General features: G+C 38.1%; 11 protein-coding genes, 2 tRNA genes and 2 rRNA genes. All 15 read right to left on the reverse strand.

Annotation, left to right across the window (positions count from 1 at the left end; translation table 11 throughout):
- Positions 1-64 precede the first annotated feature (64 nt).
- The 15 genes from BIW12_RS00170 to BIW12_RS00240 all read right to left on the reverse strand — a co-directional run bounded on the left by BIW12_RS00170 (position 65) and on the right by BIW12_RS00240 (position 21845).
- Positions 65-2944: ribosomal RNA gene (locus BIW12_RS00170) — 23S ribosomal RNA — on the reverse strand.
- A gap of 187 nt (positions 2945-3131) precedes the next feature.
- Positions 3132-3205 (reverse strand) — tRNA-Ala (locus BIW12_RS00175).
- A gap of 127 nt (positions 3206-3332) precedes the next feature.
- Positions 3333-3406: transfer RNA gene (locus BIW12_RS00180), tRNA-Ile, on the reverse strand.
- Between the two features lie 131 nt (positions 3407-3537).
- Positions 3538-5051, reverse strand: a 16S ribosomal RNA gene (locus BIW12_RS00185).
- The 16S and 23S rRNA genes sit together here with 2 tRNA genes alongside, the layout of an rRNA operon.
- A gap of 888 nt (positions 5052-5939) precedes the next feature.
- Entirely contained in the window at positions 5940-7118 is a 1179-nt protein-coding gene (locus BIW12_RS00190; protein WP_071183257.1) for an aldose epimerase family protein, read from the reverse strand.
- A gap of 100 nt (positions 7119-7218) precedes the next feature.
- Positions 7219-8727 carry an L-arabinose isomerase gene (gene araA / locus BIW12_RS00195; protein WP_071183258.1) on the reverse strand — a complete coding sequence of 503 codons (1509 nt, stop codon included), beginning with the start codon at positions 8725-8727 and terminating at the stop codon, positions 7219-7221.
- Positions 8728-8759: 32 nt separating this feature from the next.
- Positions 8760-9461, reverse strand: coding sequence for an L-ribulose-5-phosphate 4-epimerase (locus BIW12_RS00200; RefSeq protein WP_071183259.1), 702 nt, complete (start codon positions 9459-9461; stop codon positions 8760-8762).
- 81 nt (positions 9462-9542) lie between these two features.
- Positions 9543-11234 carry a ribulokinase gene (locus tag BIW12_RS00205; RefSeq protein WP_071183260.1) on the reverse strand — a complete coding sequence of 564 codons (1692 nt, stop codon included), beginning with the start codon at positions 11232-11234 and terminating at the stop codon, positions 9543-9545.
- A gap of 124 nt (positions 11235-11358) precedes the next feature.
- Complete coding sequence (locus BIW12_RS00210) at positions 11359-13344, reverse strand: alpha-L-arabinofuranosidase C-terminal domain-containing protein (protein ID WP_071183261.1); 1986 nt, start codon at positions 13342-13344, stop codon at positions 11359-11361.
- Positions 13345-13461: 117 nt separating this feature from the next.
- Complete coding sequence (locus BIW12_RS00215; RefSeq protein ID WP_083382155.1) at positions 13462-14580, reverse strand: glycoside hydrolase family 43 protein; 1119 nt, start codon at positions 14578-14580, stop codon at positions 13462-13464.
- Positions 14581-14683: 103 nt separating this feature from the next.
- Positions 14684-15649 (reverse strand): arabinan endo-1,5-alpha-L-arabinosidase, encoded by a 966-nt coding sequence (locus BIW12_RS00220; RefSeq protein WP_071183262.1) that lies wholly within the window; start codon positions 15647-15649, stop codon positions 14684-14686.
- Positions 15650-15653: 4 nt separating this feature from the next.
- Positions 15654-16643 carry a glycoside hydrolase family 43 protein gene (locus BIW12_RS00225; RefSeq protein WP_071183263.1) on the reverse strand — a complete coding sequence of 330 codons (990 nt, stop codon included), beginning with the start codon at positions 16641-16643 and terminating at the stop codon, positions 15654-15656.
- A gap of 4 nt (positions 16644-16647) precedes the next feature.
- The gene (locus BIW12_RS00230; RefSeq protein ID WP_071183264.1) at positions 16648-18195 is read right to left on the reverse strand and encodes an alpha-N-arabinofuranosidase; all 1548 of its coding nucleotides are present in this window, start codon (positions 18193-18195) and stop codon (positions 16648-16650) included.
- Between the two features lie 359 nt (positions 18196-18554).
- Entirely contained in the window at positions 18555-20168 is a 1614-nt protein-coding gene (locus BIW12_RS00235; protein ID WP_071183265.1) for an arabinan endo-1,5-alpha-L-arabinosidase, read from the reverse strand.
- Between the two features lie 96 nt (positions 20169-20264).
- Positions 20265-21845, reverse strand: coding sequence for a RagB/SusD family nutrient uptake outer membrane protein (locus BIW12_RS00240; protein WP_071183266.1), 1581 nt, complete (start codon positions 21843-21845; stop codon positions 20265-20267).
- Positions 21846-21860 lie beyond the last annotated feature (15 nt).

Raw genomic sequence — 21860 nt, forward strand, 5'->3', positions numbered from 1 at the left:
AGATAAATAATTTAAATTGTCATTAGAAAGTTTGCTGTCCCGATTTACATCGGGACAAGCGGATGTACATAAGCTTACAGGTTATTAGTACTACTCGGCTATGACATTACTGCCTTTACACCTATAGCCTATCAACGTGGTCATCTCCCACGACCTTTAAAAGAAATCTCATCTTGTGGTGGGTTTCGCGCTTATATGCTTTCAGCGCTTATCCCTTCCCAACGTAGCTACTCTGCAGTGCCACTGGCGTGACAACAGATACACTAGAGGTTAGTCCAATTCGGTCCTCTCGTACTAGAATCAGATCCACTCAAATTTCTTGCGCCCACAGTAGATAGAGACCGAACTGTCTCACGACGTTCTGAACCCAGCTCGCGTGCCACTTTAATGGGCGAACAGCCCAACCCTTGGGACCTTCTCCAGCCCCAGGATGTGACGAGCCGACATCGAGGTGCCAAACCCCCCCGTCGATATGAGCTCTTGGGGGAGATCAGCCTGTTATCCCCGGCGTACCTTTTATCCTTTGAGCGATGGCCCTTCCATGCGGAACCACCGGATCACTATGCTCTACTTTCGTACCTGATCGACCTGTATGTCTCTCAGTCAAGCTCCCTTATGCCATTGCACTCTTCGCACGGTTACCAAGCGTACTGAGGGAACCTTTAGAAGCCTCCGTTACTCTTTTGGAGGCGACCACCCCAGTCAAACTACCCACCAAGCAATGTCCCCCCGGTTGGGGGTTAGGCCTCAGATAAACAAAGGGTTGTATTTCAACAATGACTCCACAACGCCTGGCGACGCCACTTCACAGTCTCCAACCTATCCTACACATCATTTATCCAAGGTCAATACTAAGCTATAGTAAAGGTGCACAGGGTCTTTTCGTCCCACTGCGGGTAAACGGCATCTTCACCGTTACTACAATTTCACCGAGCTCATGGCTGAGACAGTGTCCAGATCGTTACACCATTCGTGCAGGTCGGAACTTACCCGACAAGGAATTTCGCTACCTTAGGACCGTTATAGTTACGGCCGCCGTTTACTGGGGCTTCAATTCAATGCTTCTCCGAAGATAACATCTCCTCTTAACCTTCCAGCACCGGGCAGGTGTCAGGCCCTATACTTCATCTTACGATTTTGCAGAGCCCTGTGTTTTTGATAAACAGTCGCCTGGACCTCTTCACTGCGGCCCGCCTTACGGCGGGCGACCCTTCTCCCGAAGTTACGGGTCTATTTTGCCTAATTCCTTAGCCATGAATCTCTCGAGCACCTTAGAATTCTCATCTCGACTACCTGTGTCGGTTTGCGGTACGGGTACTATTAACCTGAAGTTTAGAGGTTTTTCTTGGAAGCCCTTAGGCGCACTATCACTTCAACCGAAGTCTCCGTGTACTATCGTATTTCACCATTCTCTACGGATTTGCCTATAGAGAATATAGCTAGGTACTTTAACGAACTATTCCGTCAGTTCGCGGCGCTTTCATCACTCCGTCACCCCATCACAGTTAACAGTAGTACGGGAATATTAACCCGTGGTCCATCGACTGTCCCTTTCGGGTTCGCCTTAGGTCCCGACTAACCCACAGCTGATTAGCATAGCTGTGGAAACCTTAGTCTTTCGGTGTGCGGGTTTCTCGCCCGCATTATCGTTACTTATGCCTACATTTTCTTTTCCAGCCAGTCCAGCATACCTTACGATACACCTTCAACCCTGCTGGAATGCTCCCCTACCACTTTGCTTACGCAAAATCCATAGCTTCGGTAATATGTTTATGCCCGATTATTATCCATGCTCGTCCGCTCGACTAGTGAGCTGTTACGCACTCTTTAAATGAATGGCTGCTTCCAAGCCAACATCCTAGCTGTCTGGGCAGACAAACCGCGTTCTTTCAACTTAACATATATTTGGGGACCTTAGCTGATGGTCTGGGTTCTTTCCCTCTCGGACTTGGACCTTAGCACCCAAGCCCTCACTGCTAGAGAACATTATATAGCATTCGGAGTTTGTCAGGAATTGGTAGGCGGTGAAGCCCCCGCATCCAATCAGTAGCTCTACCTCTATATAACTTATATCTAGCGCTGCACCTAAATGCATTTCGGGGAGTACGAGCTATTTCCGAGTTTGATTGGCCTTTCACCCCTACCCACAGGTCATCCGAAGACTTTTCAACGTCAACCGGTTCGGTCCTCCACTGTGTGTTACCACAGCTTCAACCTGCCCATGGGTAGATCACACGGTTTCGCGTCTAACACTACTGACTAAAGCGCCCTATTCAGACTCGCTTTCGCTACGGATCCATACCTGAAGTACTTATCCTTGCCAGCAACGTTAACTCGTAGGCTCATTATGCAAAAGGCACGCCGTCACCCCACAAAAGGGCTCCGACCGCTTGTAAGCGTATGGTTTCAGGATCTATTTCACTCCGTTATTCACGGTTCTTTTCACCTTTCCTTCACAGTACTGGTTCACTATCGGTCTCTCAGGAGTATTTAGCCTTAGCGGATGGTCCCGCCAAATTCAGACAGGGTTTCACGTGCCCCGCCCTACTCAGGATACCACTATCTATTACAATCATTACTTATACGAGGCTATCACTCTCTTTGGCTCTACTTTCCAGTAGATTCTAATTCTTCATGCATAAAATCTCGTGGTCCTACAACCCCAACATTGCCGTAACAACATTGGTTTGGGCTAATCCGCGTTCGCTCGCCACTACTTACGGAATCACTTTTGTTTTCTTCTCCTCCGCCTACTTAGATGTTTCAGTTCAGCGGGTTTGCCCACCTATCGGTGTACTATGTCTTCAACATAGTGGGTTGCCCCATTCAGGTATCTACGGATCAAATCTTGTGTGCAGATCCCCGTAGCTTTTCGCAGCTTATCACGCCTTTCATCGCCTCTGAGAGCCTAGGCATCCCCCATACGCCCTTATTTTGCTTATTGTACCAATCTTGTTAATTAAAACAAGACCGTTTTGTTTGTTTCCTATTATAAATAATAGAAAACGCTTTCTACTTTTTAATATTTTTTATCTCAATATGTCAATGAACTTTAATAAGTATTAAGATTTTTGTATTAAGTATTAAGACATTGTCTTGATACTTTGTACTTATATCTTTGTACTTTTTTGTGGAGAATAACGGAGTCGAACCGTTGACCTCCTGCGTGCAAGGCAGGCGCTCTAGCCAGCTGAGCTAATCCCCCGGTTTTAGTGTACAGTTAACAGTTTTTAGTTAACAGTCCTATACGGTTCGTCACTAATAGTGCAACTCAACTTCTAAAATTTCCTTTTAAGTTTTTTACAGTCTTTTTAAGTTTTTGTCTTAAAAAGTAGTCCCGGGCAGACTCGAACTGCCGACCCCTACATTATCAGTGTAGTACTCTAACCAGCTGAGCTACGAGACTCTGTTTTTTACTTAAATTCTTATTCTTTTTTTTTAAATTAACAGCAAGAGTAATAAAATGTCAATATTAATGACCAATAGTTCTTTTCGTCTTTTTCCTTAGCGTGCATATAGCTAACACTAAGGCTCTAGAAAGGAGGTGTTCCAGCCGCACCTTCCGGTACGGCTACCTTGTTACGACTTAGCCCTAGTTACCAGTTTTACCCTAGGCAGCTCCTTGCGGTCACCGACTTCAGGCACCCCCAGCTTCCATGGCTTGACGGGCGGTGTGTACAAGGCCCGGGAACGTATTCACCGGATCATGGCTGATATCCGATTACTAGCGATTCCAGCTTCACGGAGTCGAGTTGCAGACTCCGATCCGAACTGTGACCGGCTTTGTAGATTCGCTCCTGGTCACCCAGTGGCTGCTCTCTGTACCGGCCATTGTAGCACGTGTGTAGCCCAAGGCGTAAGGGCCGTGATGATTTGACGTCATCCCCACCTTCCTCACAGTTTGCACTGGCAGTCTCGTTAGAGTTCCCGACATGACTCGATGGCAACTAACAACAGGGGTTGCGCTCGTTATAGGACTTAACCTGACACCTCACGGCACGAGCTGACGACAACCATGCAGCACCTTGTAAATTGTCTTGCGAAAAGTCTGTTTCCAAACCGGTCAATCTACATTTAAGCCTTGGTAAGGTTCCTCGCGTATCATCGAATTAAACCACATGCTCCACCGCTTGTGCGGGCCCCCGTCAATTCCTTTGAGTTTCAGGCTTGCGCCCGTACTCCCCAGGTGGGATACTTATCACTTTCGCTTAGCCACTGAAATTGCTCCCAACAGCTAGTATCCATCGTTTACGGCGTGGACTACCAGGGTATCTAATCCTGTTCGCTACCCACGCTTTCGTCCATCAGCGTCAATAAACTAGTAGTAACCTGCCTTCGCAATTGGTATTCCATGTAATCTCTAAGCATTTCACCGCTACACTACATATTCTAGTTACTTCCTAGTAATTCAAGTCTAGCAGTATCAATGGCCGTTCCACCGTTGAGCGATGGGCTTTCACCACTGACTTACTAAACCGCCTACGGACCCTTTAAACCCAATGATTCCGGATAACGCTTGGATCCTCCGTATTACCGCGGCTGCTGGCACGGAGTTAGCCGATCCTTATTCTTACAGTACCGTCAAGTTCCTTCACGAAGGAGTGTTTCTTCCTGTACAAAAGCAGTTTACAATCCATAGGACCGTCATCCTGCACGCGGCATGGCTGGTTCAGACTTGCGTCCATTGACCAATATTCCTCACTGCTGCCTCCCGTAGGAGTCTGGTCCGTGTCTCAGTACCAGTGTGGGGGATCTCCCTCTCAGGACCCCTACCCATCGTAGCCTTGGTAAGCCGTTACCTTACCAACAAGCTAATGGGACGCATGCTCATCTTTCACCGTTGTGACTTTAATAGTGGTTTCATGCGAAACTGCTATACTATGAGGTATTAATCCAAATTTCTCTGGGCTATCCCTCTGTGAAAGGTAGATTGCATACGCGTTACGCACCCGTGCGCCGGTCTCTAGTTCCGAAAAACTATACCCCTCGACTTGCATGTGTTAAGCCTGCCGCTAGCGTTCATCCTGAGCCAGGATCAAACTCTTCATCGTATATTGTTTGTCCGCCGTGGCGGACTATTTATTATTTGACTGAAGTTCTAGTGGTTTTATTCTAATCTCTCGATTCTATTACTCTTATTCTTTTGTCCCGATTAATCGGGACGGCTGTCAATTCAATATGTCTAGGAACGTGTTCTTCTTATTTTTTCTCTTCGTTTTTCACACCGTAGCATGTCTCTCGAAGCGGGTGCAAAAGTACAACTTCTTTTTAATCTCGCAAGAAATTTTTAAAGTTTTTTTTAGAAAATCTTACTCTTCTTTTCTTCTCAATTCCTTACCAGCTTTTCAAATAACTTGTCGCTTTTGCGGGGTGCAAATGTAACATCTGTTTTTAAATCTCACAAACTTTTTTAAACCTTTTTTTTAGAAATAAATCTCTAATTTAGATTTAATGTTTGCCAGTATTTTAATGAACGTCTGCGCTGTTGCGGGTGCAAAAGTAGAACCTTTATTCGTTTTGACAATAACTTTTCGAAACTATTTTGAAAGTATTTTTTAACACTCTGAAAACGTGGTTTTTATTTTTTAGCTTTTTTGAGTTTTGTAAGGTTTTAGAATTGTTAACGCTATTTTAAACACAAAGAACACCAAGAAAACACAAAGCCCGCAAAGGCTTTTCTAACAAACTATACTTAATATATTAGTACATCTCGCTATTTCTAGCACGATTTACTAGCCCCGATAGTAGTGAAAATCCTTTAGTGCCGGTCCCGAAGCCTCGGGACGGCACTAAAGATTGAAACGGATAGCGGGAAATAGCTTCAAAAAATCACTCTTATATATATGTATAAAATCAACTTCATACAAAAACACAAAAAAACCTGCCTCGTTTAGAACGAGACAGGTTTTATAGATTAAAACAAATTCTGTTTCCTAATATTACTTAGTAGAAAACTTGAAAGAAGTTTTTGTTTTATAGTTTTCACCCGGGTTTAAAACCGTAGTTGGGAAATCTTTTTGATTTGGAGAATCCGGATAATGCTGTGTTTCCAAACAAAGTCCTGTTCTATGTGCGTAAGTTTTACCGTCTCTGGTTGGTAAAGTTCCGTCCAAGAAGTTTCCTGTGTACAATTGGATTCCAGGCTGATCAGTGTATACTTCCAACAATCTTCCGCTAGTTGGATCATAAGCAGAAGCTGCAAAACGGAATCCTTTGTCCTGGTTATTCAACACCCAACAGTGATCGTAACCCAATCCTTTTTTCAATTGGTCATTTGTTACTTCGATATCTTTACCAATCGCTTTTGGTTTTCTGAAATCAAAAGGAGTATTAGTCACATCATCTAATTTACCTGTTGGAATAAGATCAGCATCTACAGGTACCAATTTATCCGCATCAATAGTGATTTCATTATTCAAGATAGTTTTAGTAAAATCCCCTGATAAGTTGAAATAAGAATGTTGTGTTAAATTCACCACTGTTTTCTTATCCGTTGTAGCCTCGTAAAGAACATCCAAAGAATTATCATTGTTTAATGTATAAGTAACAAAAACCGTTAAATTCCCAGGATAACCCTCTTCCATGTCTTTACTGATGTACTTCAACTTTAAGACTGCAGCATTACCACCTTTAGCCTCTTCGACAGTCCAAATTCTTCTATGAAATCCTTCAGGCCCTCCGTGTAAAGCATTTTCACCATTATTAGTTGCCAATTTATATTCTTTACCATCCAAAGTAAATTTACCTTTAGCAATACGATTTCCGTAACGACCGATTAAAGCTCCAAAATAAGGATTGTCTTTAGTATATTGTTCGAAATTATCAAAACCTACCACTACTTCTTCAGAAACTCCTGCTTTATTAGGCACTTTTAAAGAAGTAATAATTCCTCCATAAGTCATAATATCCACTTCCATTCCTTTTTGATTTTTCAACTTATAGCTGTCAATCTTTTCACCTTTGGCAGTAGTTCCGTACTCTGATTTCTCAATAGTAACACTGTCTTTTTGAGTAACATTTTGTTCCTGGTTTTCTTTCTTTTCCCCTTTACATTGAACAGAAAGTCCTGCTGTAGTAATAACAGCCAATCCTAAGACACAACTTTTTAATAGATTCATAATTTTATTTTATTAGGTTAATGATAATAGAGAAGCCATAAAGCCAAAAGTAATACTAACTTTTGACTTTATGACTTGGTAAATTTGTTTCTAAAAAAGATTATAATCCAGTTTGAAATAAATGGTAGTAAGCTTCATTAGCATTCAAAGTATCTTTGAAATTACGGATTCTGGTATCGTTATCAATAACCACTAATTCGATTCCAGCAATATCAGCAAAATCTTCCATAAATTCAGTAGTTACCGCCTGGCTATATACTGTATGGTGAGCACCACCAGCAAGAATCCAAGCTGTAGCAGCGATGTCAAGGTTAGGTTTACAATCCCAAAGCACACGAGCTACTGGTAATTTTGGTAAATCAGCCATTGGCTTAACCGCAGTTACTTCGTTAACGATTAAACGGAAACGAGTCCCCATATCAACCAACGAAACATTGATAGCATCTCCAGCAGGTGAATTGAATACCAAACGAACCGGATCTTCTTTTCCACCAATTCCTAATGGATGAATTTCGCAAGAAGGTTTTCCGTCAGTAATAGAAGGACAAATTTCTAGCATGTGAGAACCTAAAACGTATGATTTCTCAGGTGTAAAGTGATAAGTATAATCTTCCATGAAAGAAGTTCCTCCTTCAAGACCGATGTTCATTACTTTCATAACACGAACCATAGCAGCTGTTTTCCAGTCACCTTCACCACCAAAACCGTAACCATCAGCCATTAAACGCTGAGTTGCAATACCTGGTAATTGTTTTAATTCTCCTAAGTTTTCAAAAGTATCTGTGAAAGCACCAAAACCACCTTCTTCTAAGAAAGCTCTTAAACCTAATTCGATTTTAGCAGCATCTAACAATGATTGTCTTTGCTCTCCTCCTACTTGTAATTTTGGAGCTAAATTGTATGATTCTTCATAAACCGCTACTAAAGCATCTACTTGCGCATCAGTAACTAATTTCATTTTATTAACGATATCTGAAGAGTCGTATCCGTTTACAGACATACCAAAACGAATTTGAGCCTCTACTTTATCTCCACAAGTAACAGCAACTTCACGCATGTTGTCCCCAAAACGCGCTACTTTTAAGTTTTGCATTTCATCCCAACCTAAAGCTACTCTAGACCAGTTTCCTAATTTTTGTTGAACACGCACGTCTTCCCAGTGACCTACAACCACTTTACGTTTTTTACGCATTCTAGACATAATATAACCAAACTCTCTGTCTCCGTGAGCTGATTGATTCAAGTTCATGAAATCCATATCGATAGAAGCCCATGGAATTTCAGCATTGTATTGTGTATGTAAATGACATAATGGTTTTTTAAGGATACTCAAACCATTGATCCACATTTTAGCCGGAGAAAAAGTATGCATCCAGGCAATGATTCCAATACAGTTTTTGTTCGTATTGGCTTCCAAACAAATATCAGTAATTTCACTAGGTGATTTTGCTACTGATTTGTAAATCACTTTTACAGGAACATGAGAAGAAGCATCAATACCTTTTGCAATTTCCTGAGAATGCACAGCAACCTGCTTTAAAGTTTCTTCACCATATAAGTTTTGGCTTCCTACTACGAACCAAATTTCTTTTTTAGAAATATCAATCATTTTATATTTTATTTTATTGTTTATTGTTGAGTTTATTGTCCGTAATACGAATCTTTTCCGTGCTTACGTTCGTAATGTTTTTTAATCAAAGAATCTTTCAATCTTGGAGCAGCAGGATTAATTTGCAAAGTCAAATAAGCCATTTGGGCCACAACTTCTAATACTTTAGAATTATAAACCGCTTTAGCTGCATTTTTTCCCCAGGCAAATGGACCGTGATTTCCTAACAAAACCATTTCCACTTCTTCATAAGAAAGATTTTTTTCTTTGAAACAGTCTAAAATTTGGATTCCTGTATTGTGCTCATAATTTCCTTCAATAAGGTTATCAGCCATTGGCGCAGCACAAGGAATATCTGAAGTCAAATGATCGGCATGAGTTGTTCCAAAAATTGGAATATCTCTTTGCGCCTGAGACCAAGCTACTGAATAAGTAGCATGTGTATGCGCTATTCCTCCAATATTTGGCCAATGTTTGTATAAATAAGCATGTGTTTTCGTGTCAGAAGAAGGACGTTTATCTCCTTCGATAATATTGTTATCAAAATCAACAATAACAATATCTTCCGCCTTTAATTCCTCATAAGGCACACCGCTTGGTTTAATAGCAAAAACGCCATTTTCTCTGTCTACTGCACTTACATTTCCAAAAGTGTACACTACTAAATTCAACTCGTTCAGTTGCATATTAGCTTCGTAACATTCTTGTTTTAATGCTTGGTATTTTGAACTCATATTACTTATTATTTTGTTATAGATTCTTCCTAAAAAATATTTAAATTTAGGTTGTCATCCCGATAATTATCGGGACACTTTTTATTCTATCGTTACAAGAGATTTTTTTTCGATCTGGTTTTCTATAAATTGAGCTAATTCAGAATACGAATCCATCAATTCCTGGTATTTCTCAATTTTATCTGCCTGAGGGAAATATTCGCTTTCAAAATCACTTCCCATTTTCTTAGCGGCTTCAATCACGTTTGGATAAATTCCTGCAGCAACAGCAGCATAGATAGCAGCTCCTAAAGCCGGTGCCTGATCAGAAGCACAAACTTTAATTGGCTTGTTTAATACATTAGCCAAAGTTTGCATGATAAATGGTGATTTTCTAGCTACACCACCAATTCCAATAACGCTGTCAATACGAACACCTTCTTCTTCGAAACGGTCTACAATTTTCTTAGAACCAAAACAGATTGAATTGATTAAGGCTTTGAAAATATGTGGTGCTTTTGTTCCTAATGATAAATTAGTCATCGCACTTTTCAATCCTTGATTAGCATCCGGGGTTCTACGACCATTTACCCAGTCCAAAGCAGTTGGGATACTTTCTGACAACGGAATTGCCTCAGCTTGCTCTGTTAAAGTCTTGATGAAATTAGATTCTACTTCTTCTTTTAATTGCGCTTTTTGCTCTTCAGATAAAATAGTTGAGTTGTAAACCAAATTATCCAATGGCCAGGAAAGCGTATCTTTAAACCAAGCTAATACGTCTCCAAAAGCAGATTGTCCTGCTTCCAAACCGATGTAACCCGGAATAACTGAACCATCTACCTGTCCACAAATACCTTTAACGGTTTTGCTTCCTACGTTTTCTTTAGCAGAAACAATAATATCACAAGTTGAAGTTCCCATTACACGAACTAAAGCGTACTCGTCAATTTTAGCACCAACAGCTCCTGAATGTGCATCAAAAGTTCCAACAGCAATAATTGTATCAGTAGTTAAACCTAATTTTGTTGCCCATTCCTTGTTTAAAGTTCCGGCAACTAGATCTGAAGTATACGTTTCATCATATAATTTTCCTCTTAGCTGAGCCAAGTATGGGTGTAATTTACCTAAAAATTCTTCTGGTGGTAATCCATTCCAGTCCTCGTGCCACATTGCTTTATGTCCTGCTGCACAACGGCTTCTTTTGAATGTTTTTAAATCCTTATCATCAATCAACAAATAAGTCATTAAATCACAGTGCTCTAACCAAGTATAAGCGGCATTTTTAACTGCTTCATCTTCACGGGCAATGTGTAATATTTTTGCCCAAAACCACTCCGAAGAATAAATTCCTCCTTCGTATTTAGTGAAATCTTCACCTCCCCAAGTAGCGGCAAGTTCGTTAATTTCATTGGCTTCGTTGATAGCTGTGTGATCTTTCCACAAAACCATCATTGCATTTGGATTTTCAGCGAATTCAGCTGTTAAAGCTAACGGAGTTCCGTCTTCAGTAACAGGAACAGGCGAAGAACCTGTTGTATCAATACAGATACTTTTTATCAACGAAGGATCTACCTTGCTTGCTGATACAATATTTTTAATTGTTGATTCCAATCCTTCGATATGATCCAAAGGATGTTGACGGAATTGATTGATTGACGGATTGCAATACTGTTTGTTTTTCCATCTTTTGTAATGGCAAACATCTGAGGCTAATTCTTGCCCGTTTTCGGTATCAATTAATACGGCACGAACTGAATCCGATCCGTAATCTAAACCTATTACATAATTTTTCATCTTCATTATTTAAAATATGGCTACAAATATAGGATAAAATTATATGAAGTGTAACACTTACACTTCATATAATTTTATTAAATTTTAATTTTTTTAGTTATAATTTTTTTTTCGAAAAAAAATATTATTTCATCTTCAATTTCAATACTACAAAAGAATAAGCCGGTAAAGTTACTGATGCTTTTTTTCCGCTTACTTTGTATTCTTTTTCAACAGGCACAATTTTAGTTGGCTCAGCCAATGTATTGTAATCCTCTAAATTTTCATGAGTCAACAAAATCATCTTTCCTTTAGAATCGACACTTTGTCCAGATAAATTAACTTCAAGATCCTGAGCTTTGTCAGATGTATTTACCAGTTTCAAAATCAACTCTTTTTTATCTACATCTTTTGCTGCAGTAGCATACAACTCATTTTGTCCCGTTAAGGCTTTTCCATCCTTAGTTATTGACAAAACATCAGTTCCTTTATTGTTTGAATATAATTTTTGAACATAATAATTCGCTGTTCCGTAAGAGTTTAAGTTATCAAACCAAATCATATCCGGAGCCCATTGAAAAGCATCTACGTGAGCCATTAAAGGCGCATAAGAAGTTAAATGAACCACATCGGCATTACGCTCTAAACCTGTCATAAATGCCGATTCTGTAAGCGCTGACAACCAGTTATTCTCTTTCAATCCGTCTTCTACACCTTTAGGATGTGACGCATATTCTCCTGCAAAAATCTTAGGTCCTTTCCTGTCGTACTTATCATATCTTGCAGCATTTTCTTTAAACCATTCCGGGTTTTTATAATAATGTTCATCAACGATTTCTGCATTCAATTTCTTTAACTCATCCCATCCGTAATCGAACATTGCTCCGTCAGGCGAAGGTCCTGAACCCGAAACAATTGTCATAGTTGGATATTTTTCTTTAATCGCTTTTGCAAAAACCTTATATCTTTCAATATATTGAGGTCCCCATTGCTCATTTCCTACCCCAATAAATTTAAGATTAAATGGTTTTGGGTGTCCCATATCGGCTCTTAATTTTCCCCATTTAGAAGTTACAGCACCATTAGCAAATTCGATCAAATCCAAAGCATCCTGAACATAAGGATCTAATTCTTCCATTGGAACTAATTCGCCTGAATTATATTGACAAGCAATTCCACAACTTAAAATAGGTAATGGCTGTGCTCCCACATCTTCTGCAAGTTGAAAATATTCGAAAAATCCTAAACCAAAAGACTGGAAATAATCAGGTGCTTGTTTGTTTTTAAACTCCACATTCCATCTGTTAATCATCGTCTCTCTGTTTTCAACAGCACCAACTGTTTTTTTCCATTGGTATCTGTTTTCCAATGTTTTTCCTTCAACGATACATCCACCAGGGAATCTGATAAATCCAGGTTTTAAATCGTATAACAACTGAACAATATCTTTACGCAAACCATTCTTTCTATTATTCCAGGTTTCTTGTGGAAATAACGAAATCATATCCAAATCTATTGTTCCTGTTCCTTCAAAAGTAATTTTCAATTGTGCTTTTGCTTCAGTTCCTGTAGCAATAATTTGAGCTGAATAGTCTTTCCAACTAGTCGATGATGGAACAATAACGGTCTCTCCCAAAACCTTTTTGTCAGCATCAACAAATTGTACAATTATTTTTTTTATAGCATTGTTGTGGTTCGCTGCTTTTAATGAAAGATTGTATTTCGCATCTTTCTTAATACCCATTCCTCTAAACCCTTCGTTTAAAATCTGGTAGCCTTTATCATTATTGATGATAATTCTACAAAAATCAGGATTATTGGTGTTTTCAGAAGTACGCATTGGAGTTGCCATCCCTGATTCTTTATTCAAAGAATGAACATTACTATTAGGTTGTGACCAGCCCATAAGCGGAGCATCAAACCCAAAAGTTCTATTCTTAACCATTTCGGCATATAAACCTCCATCGGCAGCAAAATTGATATCTTCGAAAAAGATACCATACATCGTTGGTTGGATTTTAGTAATTGATTTTGTTAAATCTACTTCCAGATTCGTTTTTTGGGCTGTTGCCAAAAAACTACTAAGTAACAAACTGCAAACGGTACTTTTTGTTATTAAATTCAATTTCATATTTTAATTTTTCTTTTTATTTGTCGGTCAATAAGGTAAAAGTATCCTATAAATTTCAGTTGACCACATCAATAATACTTTTCACAAGTTCTTTTGACAAGTTTTTATTTTACACTTTTAATTAAATTCAAATATTGGCCTACCGTTCTCATCAAATTTTAATTTCATCATTCTCGCATGGCGATTCGGGTCATATAACGGATCTGCAATAATTTCTTTCAACGGTCTTTTATCAGTCGCTGGTACTACTTTTGGATCACCAACAGCTTTTTCGTAATCCCTTGCATGATATATTACTAAAGGTTCTCCGTTTTCATCAACTGTGAAGGAGTTATGTCCTGGACCATAAATTTTTTTTGCTTCATTGGTTTTTAATACTGGATGTCTGGATTTTTTCCAAGAATTTCTATCTAGTAAATCTGCATTTTCGTCTGCTTCCATCATGCCCATACTGTAACATGCACCTGTAGCACTTGCCGAAAAAGTAATGTAAACTTTCCCTTTGTTTTTAATAACTGCCGGACCTTCATTTACCCAAAAACCTATGCGTTCCCAATCATAATCTGGAGTCGTTAGCATAAATTGAACTGTTTTTAGTTTTATAGGTGATTCCATTTCGGCTAAATACAAATTAGAAGCTGCAAACTGTCCTCCCGTTTTTTCTGCCCAACAGAAATAGCGTTTATTTTTATGTTCAAATACAGTTCCGTCCAGAGAAAAATCAGTAAAGCTTTTTGGATCTGCATCAGCTGCCTGCATTTGTCCAAGCTCAATCCACTTGTCATGTAAAGGATCCTGACCTGTACACTGTAAAACATAAGGTCTTAATTTCCAAATATCTTCTTCCTCGCTTGCTGCAAAATAAACGTACCATTTTCCATCCAAATAATGAATTTCCGGAGCCCAAACATGACGACTCATTGGTCCCCTTTTGTGTTTTTCCCATACTCTAAAAGTTTCGGCATTTTGAAGTTCATCAATAGATTTTGCACGTCTTAACTCTATAGCGTCATAAGTTGGTACCGATCCTGTAAAATAGTAATACCCATCTGTATGTTTGTAGATAAACGGATCAGCTCTTTGCAACACAATAGGCTTGTTAGACAAGGTTGTTTTTGTACTTGTAGTAACTTCTTCTTTATGCTTATCTTTTTGTACTTTTTTATCTGTACAGGAAGCGACACTTACCAAAACAACGGCTGAAAATACTAGGCTTTTTAATCTGTTTGTTTGCATGTTATATTTGTTTGTGTGAATTAAATTTATTTGAGCATCCCCAAAAGATTGCCCTCCCAAAGCACATTGGAATAAACCAAACTATTAAGTTAATGTTGAGTACTTATAAACTTGGCCAGAAATCAGCATCCCATTTTATTTCTTTAACTACTAAAACAGGTTTTCCTTTTTGTTTCGCATCATAACCATGATAAAACAAATAATCTACACCATCAAAAGTATAAGCACTATTATGGCCTACGCCAAAATAATCCTCATTTCCTTTTGCTACAATAGTTCCGCCACCTTGACTTAATAAATTACCTTCTTTATCTTTATAAGGTCCTATAACATCTTTTGATCTTCCAACGGCTACTTTATAGGTACTCTCTTTTCCCTTACAACACAAATCCCAGGAAGTAAACAAATAATAATATCCGTTTTTCTTAAAAATAAATGGTGCTTCAATAGCTGAACTTCCTTCAGAAAGCACTGTATTTCTTCGTTTTGCAATAGTATGCCATTCCTGAGGTTTTGCAACAGACTTTAAATCGGGATTTAATTTAACCAATTTTATTCCATCCCAAAAAGAACCAAACGACAACCAAGCTGTATTATTTTCGTCAATAATTACATTAGGATCAATGGCGTTCCATTCGTCTCTATTTGGCGAAGATTCCACCACAATTCCCTGATCTATCCATTGGTAATTTTTGTCTTCTGGATTTAAAGTAACATTAGTAGTCACTCCAATTGCCGAAGTATTTTTACCAAAAGCCGAAACGGAATAATACAAATAATACACGTTGTTATGAAAAATAATATCGGGAGCCCAAATATGATTATCAAAATTAGGTACCACTGATTCCGTCCAAACGGGTTTTTCTTTGAAAACAGCGGGTTCGGACTTCCAATTTTTCAAGTCCTTAGAACTATACGTTTTAATTCCTTTTCCTGTACAAAATAGATAATAAATATCTTTTTCTTTAATAACTACAGGATCATGAACCGAAATATTTTGTGCTTTTGATTCGAAAACAATCAAAAACAGCAAAATTACTAGCTTAAACTTGGTTTTAAAAAATAGCATCTTTTTATTTTTGAATTCCTTCTGATGTCATCACCACACGTTTCATAGTTCCGTCTGGATTATAATACAAACGATCCACACAAACCGATCTTCTAAAACTTCCTCCATCAGTAGGTATTGATCCATTATGGTAAATAAAATACGACTTGCCTTTAAAATCGATGATTGCCTGATGATTAGTATTCGAATTTCCAGCTACTTCATTTAAAATGCCTTTGTATTCCCAAGGTCCATTAACCGATTTACTCATAGCGTAAGCAATTTTTTCTGGAAACTGATAAGCATAAGACAAGTAATACCAGTCTTTTCTTTTATGAATCCAAGGCGCTTCGGTAAAATTAGGTAAATCTATAGTTTGCATTGGCCCATCCATTTCAATCATGTTTTCTTTTAATTTTACATAATTACAAACAGTATTTCCCCAAAAAAGATAAGCCTGACCATCATCATCTACAATCACTGTTGGATCAATATCATCCCAACTGATTTTAGTTTTGGTAGTCATATCATTAGTAATTAATGCTTTTCCTAAAGCATCTTTAAAAGGCCCTGTTGGACTATCAGAAACTGCAATTCCTATCGATTTCCCATGAATAGATCCGTGAGAAACGGTTACATACCAATAGAATTTTCCGTTTCTTTCAATCACTTGTCCTGCCCAGGCATCTCCTTTTGCCCAAGCAAAATCCGTAGGTTTTAAAGGCACTGGATATTCCTGCCAATTGACCATATCCGAAGAAGAATATACCAGCCATTCGTTCATTCGATAGGAATTCACATCTTTTGGCGGTACATCGTGTCCTGCATAAAGATACACCTTGTCTTTGTACACAATGGCAGCTGGATCAGCAGTATATTTATCGGTAATAATAGGATTATTCATTTTCAGCGAAGGCTGATTTTCGGTAGTAGCTGTATCTTTTACAGCAGCTGTTTTACAAGAAACAACTGCTGATAAAAGACTCACACTAAATAATAGAGTTGTGATTTTCATAAATTTATTTCCCTTCAAATACTACAACAGAAAACGCAGGAATAGTTATTTCTAATTTCCCTTTAGCATTTTTAAAACCTTTGAATTCCTTAGGTTCAATTGCATTTGGTTTATCAAATGAATTATAATCCTGTAATTTTTTAGAAGTCAAAATGGTTGCAGTAACATTTTTCAAACCTAATTCAGCCAAATCGATTTCGATTTTATTTTCTTTCTTAGAATCAACATTTACTAATGAAATATGTACTAAACCGCTTTTATCTTTTGATGCCGAAGCAGAAATAGCAGGCAAACTTTTACCTTCAAAAGTGTACATTGGCGAAGTAAAGTTAACAGGCAACAACTCAGCATCCTGATGCACACGGTACATTTTCATAACATGATACGTTGGCGTCAAAATCATTTTTGCTTCATCAGTCAAAATAACTGCTTGCAATACATTTACACATTGTGCTAAGTTAGCCATACGCACTCTATCGGCATGGTTATTAAAAGTATTCAGCGTTGTACCCGCAATCATAGCATCACGCATAGTGTTTTGTTGGTACAAAAACCCAGGATTAGTTCCTTTTTGTACTTCATACCAGCCACCCCATTCATCTACAGCCATAGTTACTTTTTTAGCAGGATCATATTTATCCATAATGGCAGCGTGCTTCGTCACCAATTCTTCCATTTTTAACGCTGATTTCATCGTTTCAAAATATTGATCTTCGCTAAAATCTACAGCATCTCCTTTTTTATTCCAATTAATAACAGCATAATGATGTACTCCTAATCCTCCTATCATATTGGTAGGAATGTTTTTCATCAACACTTCTGTCCAGTTGTAATCAGCACCATTTGATCCAGATGCGATACGAGTGATTCCACCTGTATTTTCCCAATCTGACATAAATGTGGCATATTTGCGATATTCACCTGCATAATATTCAGCCGTCATATTTCCTCCGCATCCCCATGCTTCATTACCAACACCCCAGAATTTCACTTTCCAAGGCTCTAATCTTCCGTTTTTCTTACGTAAATCGCTCATTGGACTTTTCCCTGCAAAGTTCACATACTGAACCCAATCAGCCAATTCCTGAACCGTTCCACTTCCAATATTACCAGCCAAATAAGGTTCAGCTCCTAATACTTCGCATAAATTTAAAAAATCATGAGTTCCAAAGCTATTATCTTCAGTTGTTCCTCCCCACCATTGATTTACAATTGTTGGTCGGTTTTCTTTTGGACCAATACCATCCTTCCAATGATAAGTATCCGCAAAACAACCTCCTGGCCATCTTAAATTTGGTATTTTTAATTCTTTCAAAGCTGCAATGATATCATTTCTAACTCCGTTTGTATTTGGAATTTTAGAAGTATCACCCACAAAAAAACCGCCGTAGATACATCTCCCCAAATGCTCTGCAAAGTGACCATAGATATTTCTATTGATTACTATCGGTTTTTCTTCTTTTTTAATACTAATGACTGTGGTTTCTTTTTGTGAAAAAATTAGTTGACTACAAAAAGTAAAAGCCAACAATAAGAACAGATTTTTTTTCATTCTAATTACATTTTTTATTGGTTATAAGTGTATGTTTAACATTTGTAAATATAGGTAAAATAAAAAGATAAAAGCAAGCTATAAATAAACTCAACTTATATTTTAACAAAAACCCTTTCTGAAATCGAAAGGGCAAGATAAACGCATCAGTTTCAGGAATAAAAAAAACAGCCACGAATTACACGAAATAACACAAATTGAGATGTCATTGATTACACGAATCTATTGATTAGTATATTTTTTTAGGCTTCAAATTGGTGCTAATTAGTGTAATTGCTTTGCCTATTCGCTATTACTCGGGTCGTGGTTAAAAACAAAACTTATGCATTTGCCCAAATTAATGGGGCATTTATTTTAATTTATTTTTTTTTACCCCAAACAGGTCTTCCATCAGCGGTTAGTCCGGAATAACTCAGCGTTACTTTTCTTGTTGAAGCTTCCCAATCCCAGGCATCACTAACTTTACATTTAATACCATTTACAATTAAAGTCTTGTTTACACTATCATAAGACCAGGTTCCTGTAAGAGCTCCGCTTACTTTTTTATCGGCAGTCAAAAAAATGTTCACTGATTTTTGAATCGTTTTATATTGGTAATTCATAGTAATCTGTTCCCATTGACCTATAAACGAAGCTTCGGTAATAGTCGTTTTAGGTACTCCGGCATAACGCTCAGCATCCACTACAGGCCAGCCATCTTCTGTCCATTGAATGGCTCGAACATGTCCCATCATAACAGCATTAGACGCATTGATGCCGGGAACACCTTCAGGCAAACGTGCCTGAGAAGCATAAAACCATTCTTTAGTATCTGGATTTTGAAATACAGAACAATGAGAAAAACCTACCCAACCCGTATGATTATTAAACCCATAAGGATGTGTAAGCATTGGCCAACAATCGGCTCCATTAGTAATATTAGCACCGTTAATACCTAAATAGGGTCCGGTTATACTTCTGGAACGTGCCACACGGGTATTGTAGGCCACCGAAAGTTCATCATAAGCTAAAAACAAATAATAATATTGTGTATCCGGATTGTAGATTATTTCAGGACCTTCTGAAGCCTGCCAACGGCTAGTAGGATGACGGGAAGCAATTCGGGTTCCATAATCGCTTAAGGTTTTGAGTTGGTCTGGTTTTCCTGTAGTTGGATTCAATTTCAAAGCTGCAATTCCCGAATGCCAGGAACCATAAATTAAATAATGTTCACCTTCCGGAGTGATTGTAAAAGTGGGGTCGATTGCATTGAATTTAAAATAAGCATTTTCCCAATTTCTTGAACCTGTATAAGAATAAGGTTTTAATCCATCAGGTTCTGAACACACAACCATTCCTTTGTCAACCCAAACATTAGATGCTAAATCATCTGATTCTGCTAATCCAATAAAAGCTCTTTCTGACCACGAAGTGTCAAAACTAGTTCCAGTAATAGGTTCATCGACCACAATACTGTAATACATTCGGTATTTATTACCAACCTTTTTCACAAATGGAGCCCAATATCCGTATCTGGGATTAGTTATTGGTGGCAAAGCAGGAACCATTCTGGCTCTTTTGTTATTCAAAGAATCTTTTACCCATGCCGGAGCCTGTGCCATAGCCGTTCCCATAAATTCCCAAGTAATCAAATCTTTAGAACGTCTGTAAGGAAAATGGCCATGTCCATCATGCGCATTACCATAAGAAGCATCGGTTTGATACATATAATAATACTCTCCTGATTTTTCAACAGTAGGATCATGGACATTAGCTAAATTCCATTGTGATCTGCTACTCCAGGAAGCAATCGAGGTGTAATTATCAGCATATTTAGGCCCATTAAATGTAGGTGTTACTACTGGTGGAACAACAATGGGAGGGTCGGTCTCATCAGTTGTAGGATCATCTTTAGAACAACTTACTGTAGCAAGCACAAATAAGGAAAGCCCTAAATAAGAAGCTATTTTTAAAATGGAATTTGAATTTTTCATTTTTATTCAGATATAAAATCAAGTGGTAAACTCTTTAAAATTTACCACATGATTATTTAGAATTTTAATTGTATTAGAAAACTGATTCAGCAAATACTAATAACTGTCATTTTGAATCGTTCCAGGATTATTATCTCTTTCTAATTGCGGAATCGGGAAAAATTCTCTTCCTGCAGCATAAGAGTTAAATTCAGCATCTCTGGCTTTTAACCAAACCAATTTAACAGGATCCTGTAACCATCCCCAACGACGGATATCATCAAATCGGTGTCCTTCCAATGGGAATTCTAAGAATCTTTCGTGACCTATTTGCTCACGCATTTGTTCCTTTGTCATATTTGGTTTCACAACACTCAAAACTGGTAAATTCACACGGTCTCTAACCATTTGGATGTAAGTATAAGCACCGGCTGTATTTCCAGTTTCGTTTAGACATTCCGCATACATTAACAAAATATCAGCATAACGCAATAAGCGCTCGTTGATTCCTGATCTCCAGTCAAATTCATTTACTTTTTGTCCATCAGAATTTTGATATTTTCTGCAAAATAAATCATTTAAATCTCCCGAATTTGAAGCGTATTTAGTAGCAAAATCCTGTCCATACAATTGCATTCCGCCTGGCTTGTTATAGAACATGGTTGCATCTAAACGTGGATCTATCGCTCCCGATAGAGTTAATTCCTGATGAAATTCGTCAAATAAAGCTCTGGTTGGCTGAACATCCGTAAATCCAAAATCTCTAGGACCATAAGTAATTGCTCTGGCAGAAGTTTTTCCCCATCCCGAAGCAGGAGCACCTCCCCATCCTAAGTCAACACCTCCAGCTTCTCTGCTGAATTGTACTTCAAACAAAGACTCGGAATTGTTTTCATTGGTTTCCGTAAAATTATCACGGTAATTAGACACTAATGAATAAACTCCTAAATCAATAACTTCTTTAAAAGTATCTCTGGCATTTGTAAAATCTTTGGTAAACAAATAGGCTTTTCCTAAATATCCCAATGCAGCACCTTTAGTTGCGCGACCTTTTATTGGATTTCCTTGTGAATCTTTAGCATCTATTCCTGACAGATTTTGATAAGATACAGGCAATAATTCAGCTGCTTTTTTAAAATCAGCTATGACTTGTGCCCAACCTTCGGCTTCTGTTTTTTGAGGATAAATAGCAGCTAGCTCTGTTGGAACTGGTACATTCTTAAACATGTTAACGGCATGAAACAAATACAATCCTCTTAAAAAATACGCCTGTCCTAAAATTCTATCTTTTAATGCTGTATCTTCAAAATTAATTCCAGGTACATTGGTCAAAACCTGGTTTGCTCTAAAAATACCCTGATAATAAGTTTCATAAGCCCAGCCGTAAATGGCGGCATCACTAACATTAGAATTAAATTTTCCAACATTAGCCATAGCTGGCCAAGGGCTGTTACTTCTGCAATCATCACCTTTTAAATCTAATAATAAAGGTGTACTACGCATATAAGTTCCGTCAGTAAGTAAACTTCCGTAGGCAGCATTGACACCTTGTAAAGCATCTGAATCGGTTTTCCAAAAAGAGTCAACAGCATTATTATTAGGGTCAACCTGAATTAAATCTTCATCGTTAACACAGCTTGTTGTTATTATTGCCAGCGAAAAGAAACCAGCTAAATAATTATATATTTTATGTTTCATTTTGATTTGTTTTAA

It is taken from the genome of Flavobacterium commune (assembly GCF_001857965.1).
Lineage (GTDB): Bacteria > Bacteroidota > Bacteroidia > Flavobacteriales > Flavobacteriaceae > Flavobacterium > Flavobacterium commune.

Bases quoted from the DNA above. Each gene is read 5' to 3' on its own strand.
- BIW12_RS00230 (WP_071183264.1), bottom strand. From the start codon at position 18,195: ATGAAAAAAAATCTGTTCTTATTGTTGGCTTTTACTTTTTGTAGTCAA.
- BIW12_RS00225 (WP_071183263.1), bottom strand. From the start codon at position 16,643: ATGAAAATCACAACTCTATTATTTAGTGTGAGTCTTTTATCAGCAGTT.
- BIW12_RS00240 (WP_071183266.1), bottom strand. From the start codon at position 21,845: ATGAAACATAAAATATATAATTATTTAGCTGGTTTCTTTTCGCTGGCA.
- BIW12_RS00200 (WP_071183259.1), bottom strand. From the start codon at position 9,461: ATGAGTTCAAAATACCAAGCATTAAAACAAGAATGTTACGAAGCTAAT.
- BIW12_RS00205 (WP_071183260.1), bottom strand. From the start codon at position 11,234: ATGAAAAATTATGTAATAGGTTTAGATTACGGATCGGATTCAGTTCGT.
- BIW12_RS00215 (WP_083382155.1), bottom strand. From the start codon at position 14,580: ATGCAAACAAACAGATTAAAAAGCCTAGTATTTTCAGCCGTTGTTTTG.
- BIW12_RS00190 (WP_071183257.1), bottom strand. From the start codon at position 7,118: ATGAATCTATTAAAAAGTTGTGTCTTAGGATTGGCTGTTATTACTACA.
- BIW12_RS00210 (WP_071183261.1), bottom strand. From the start codon at position 13,344: ATGAAATTGAATTTAATAACAAAAAGTACCGTTTGCAGTTTGTTACTT.
- araA (WP_071183258.1), bottom strand. From the start codon at position 8,727: ATGATTGATATTTCTAAAAAAGAAATTTGGTTCGTAGTAGGAAGCCAA.
- BIW12_RS00235 (WP_071183265.1), bottom strand. From the start codon at position 20,168: ATGAAAAATTCAAATTCCATTTTAAAAATAGCTTCTTATTTAGGGCTT.
- BIW12_RS00220 (WP_071183262.1), bottom strand. From the start codon at position 15,649: ATGCTATTTTTTAAAACCAAGTTTAAGCTAGTAATTTTGCTGTTTTTG.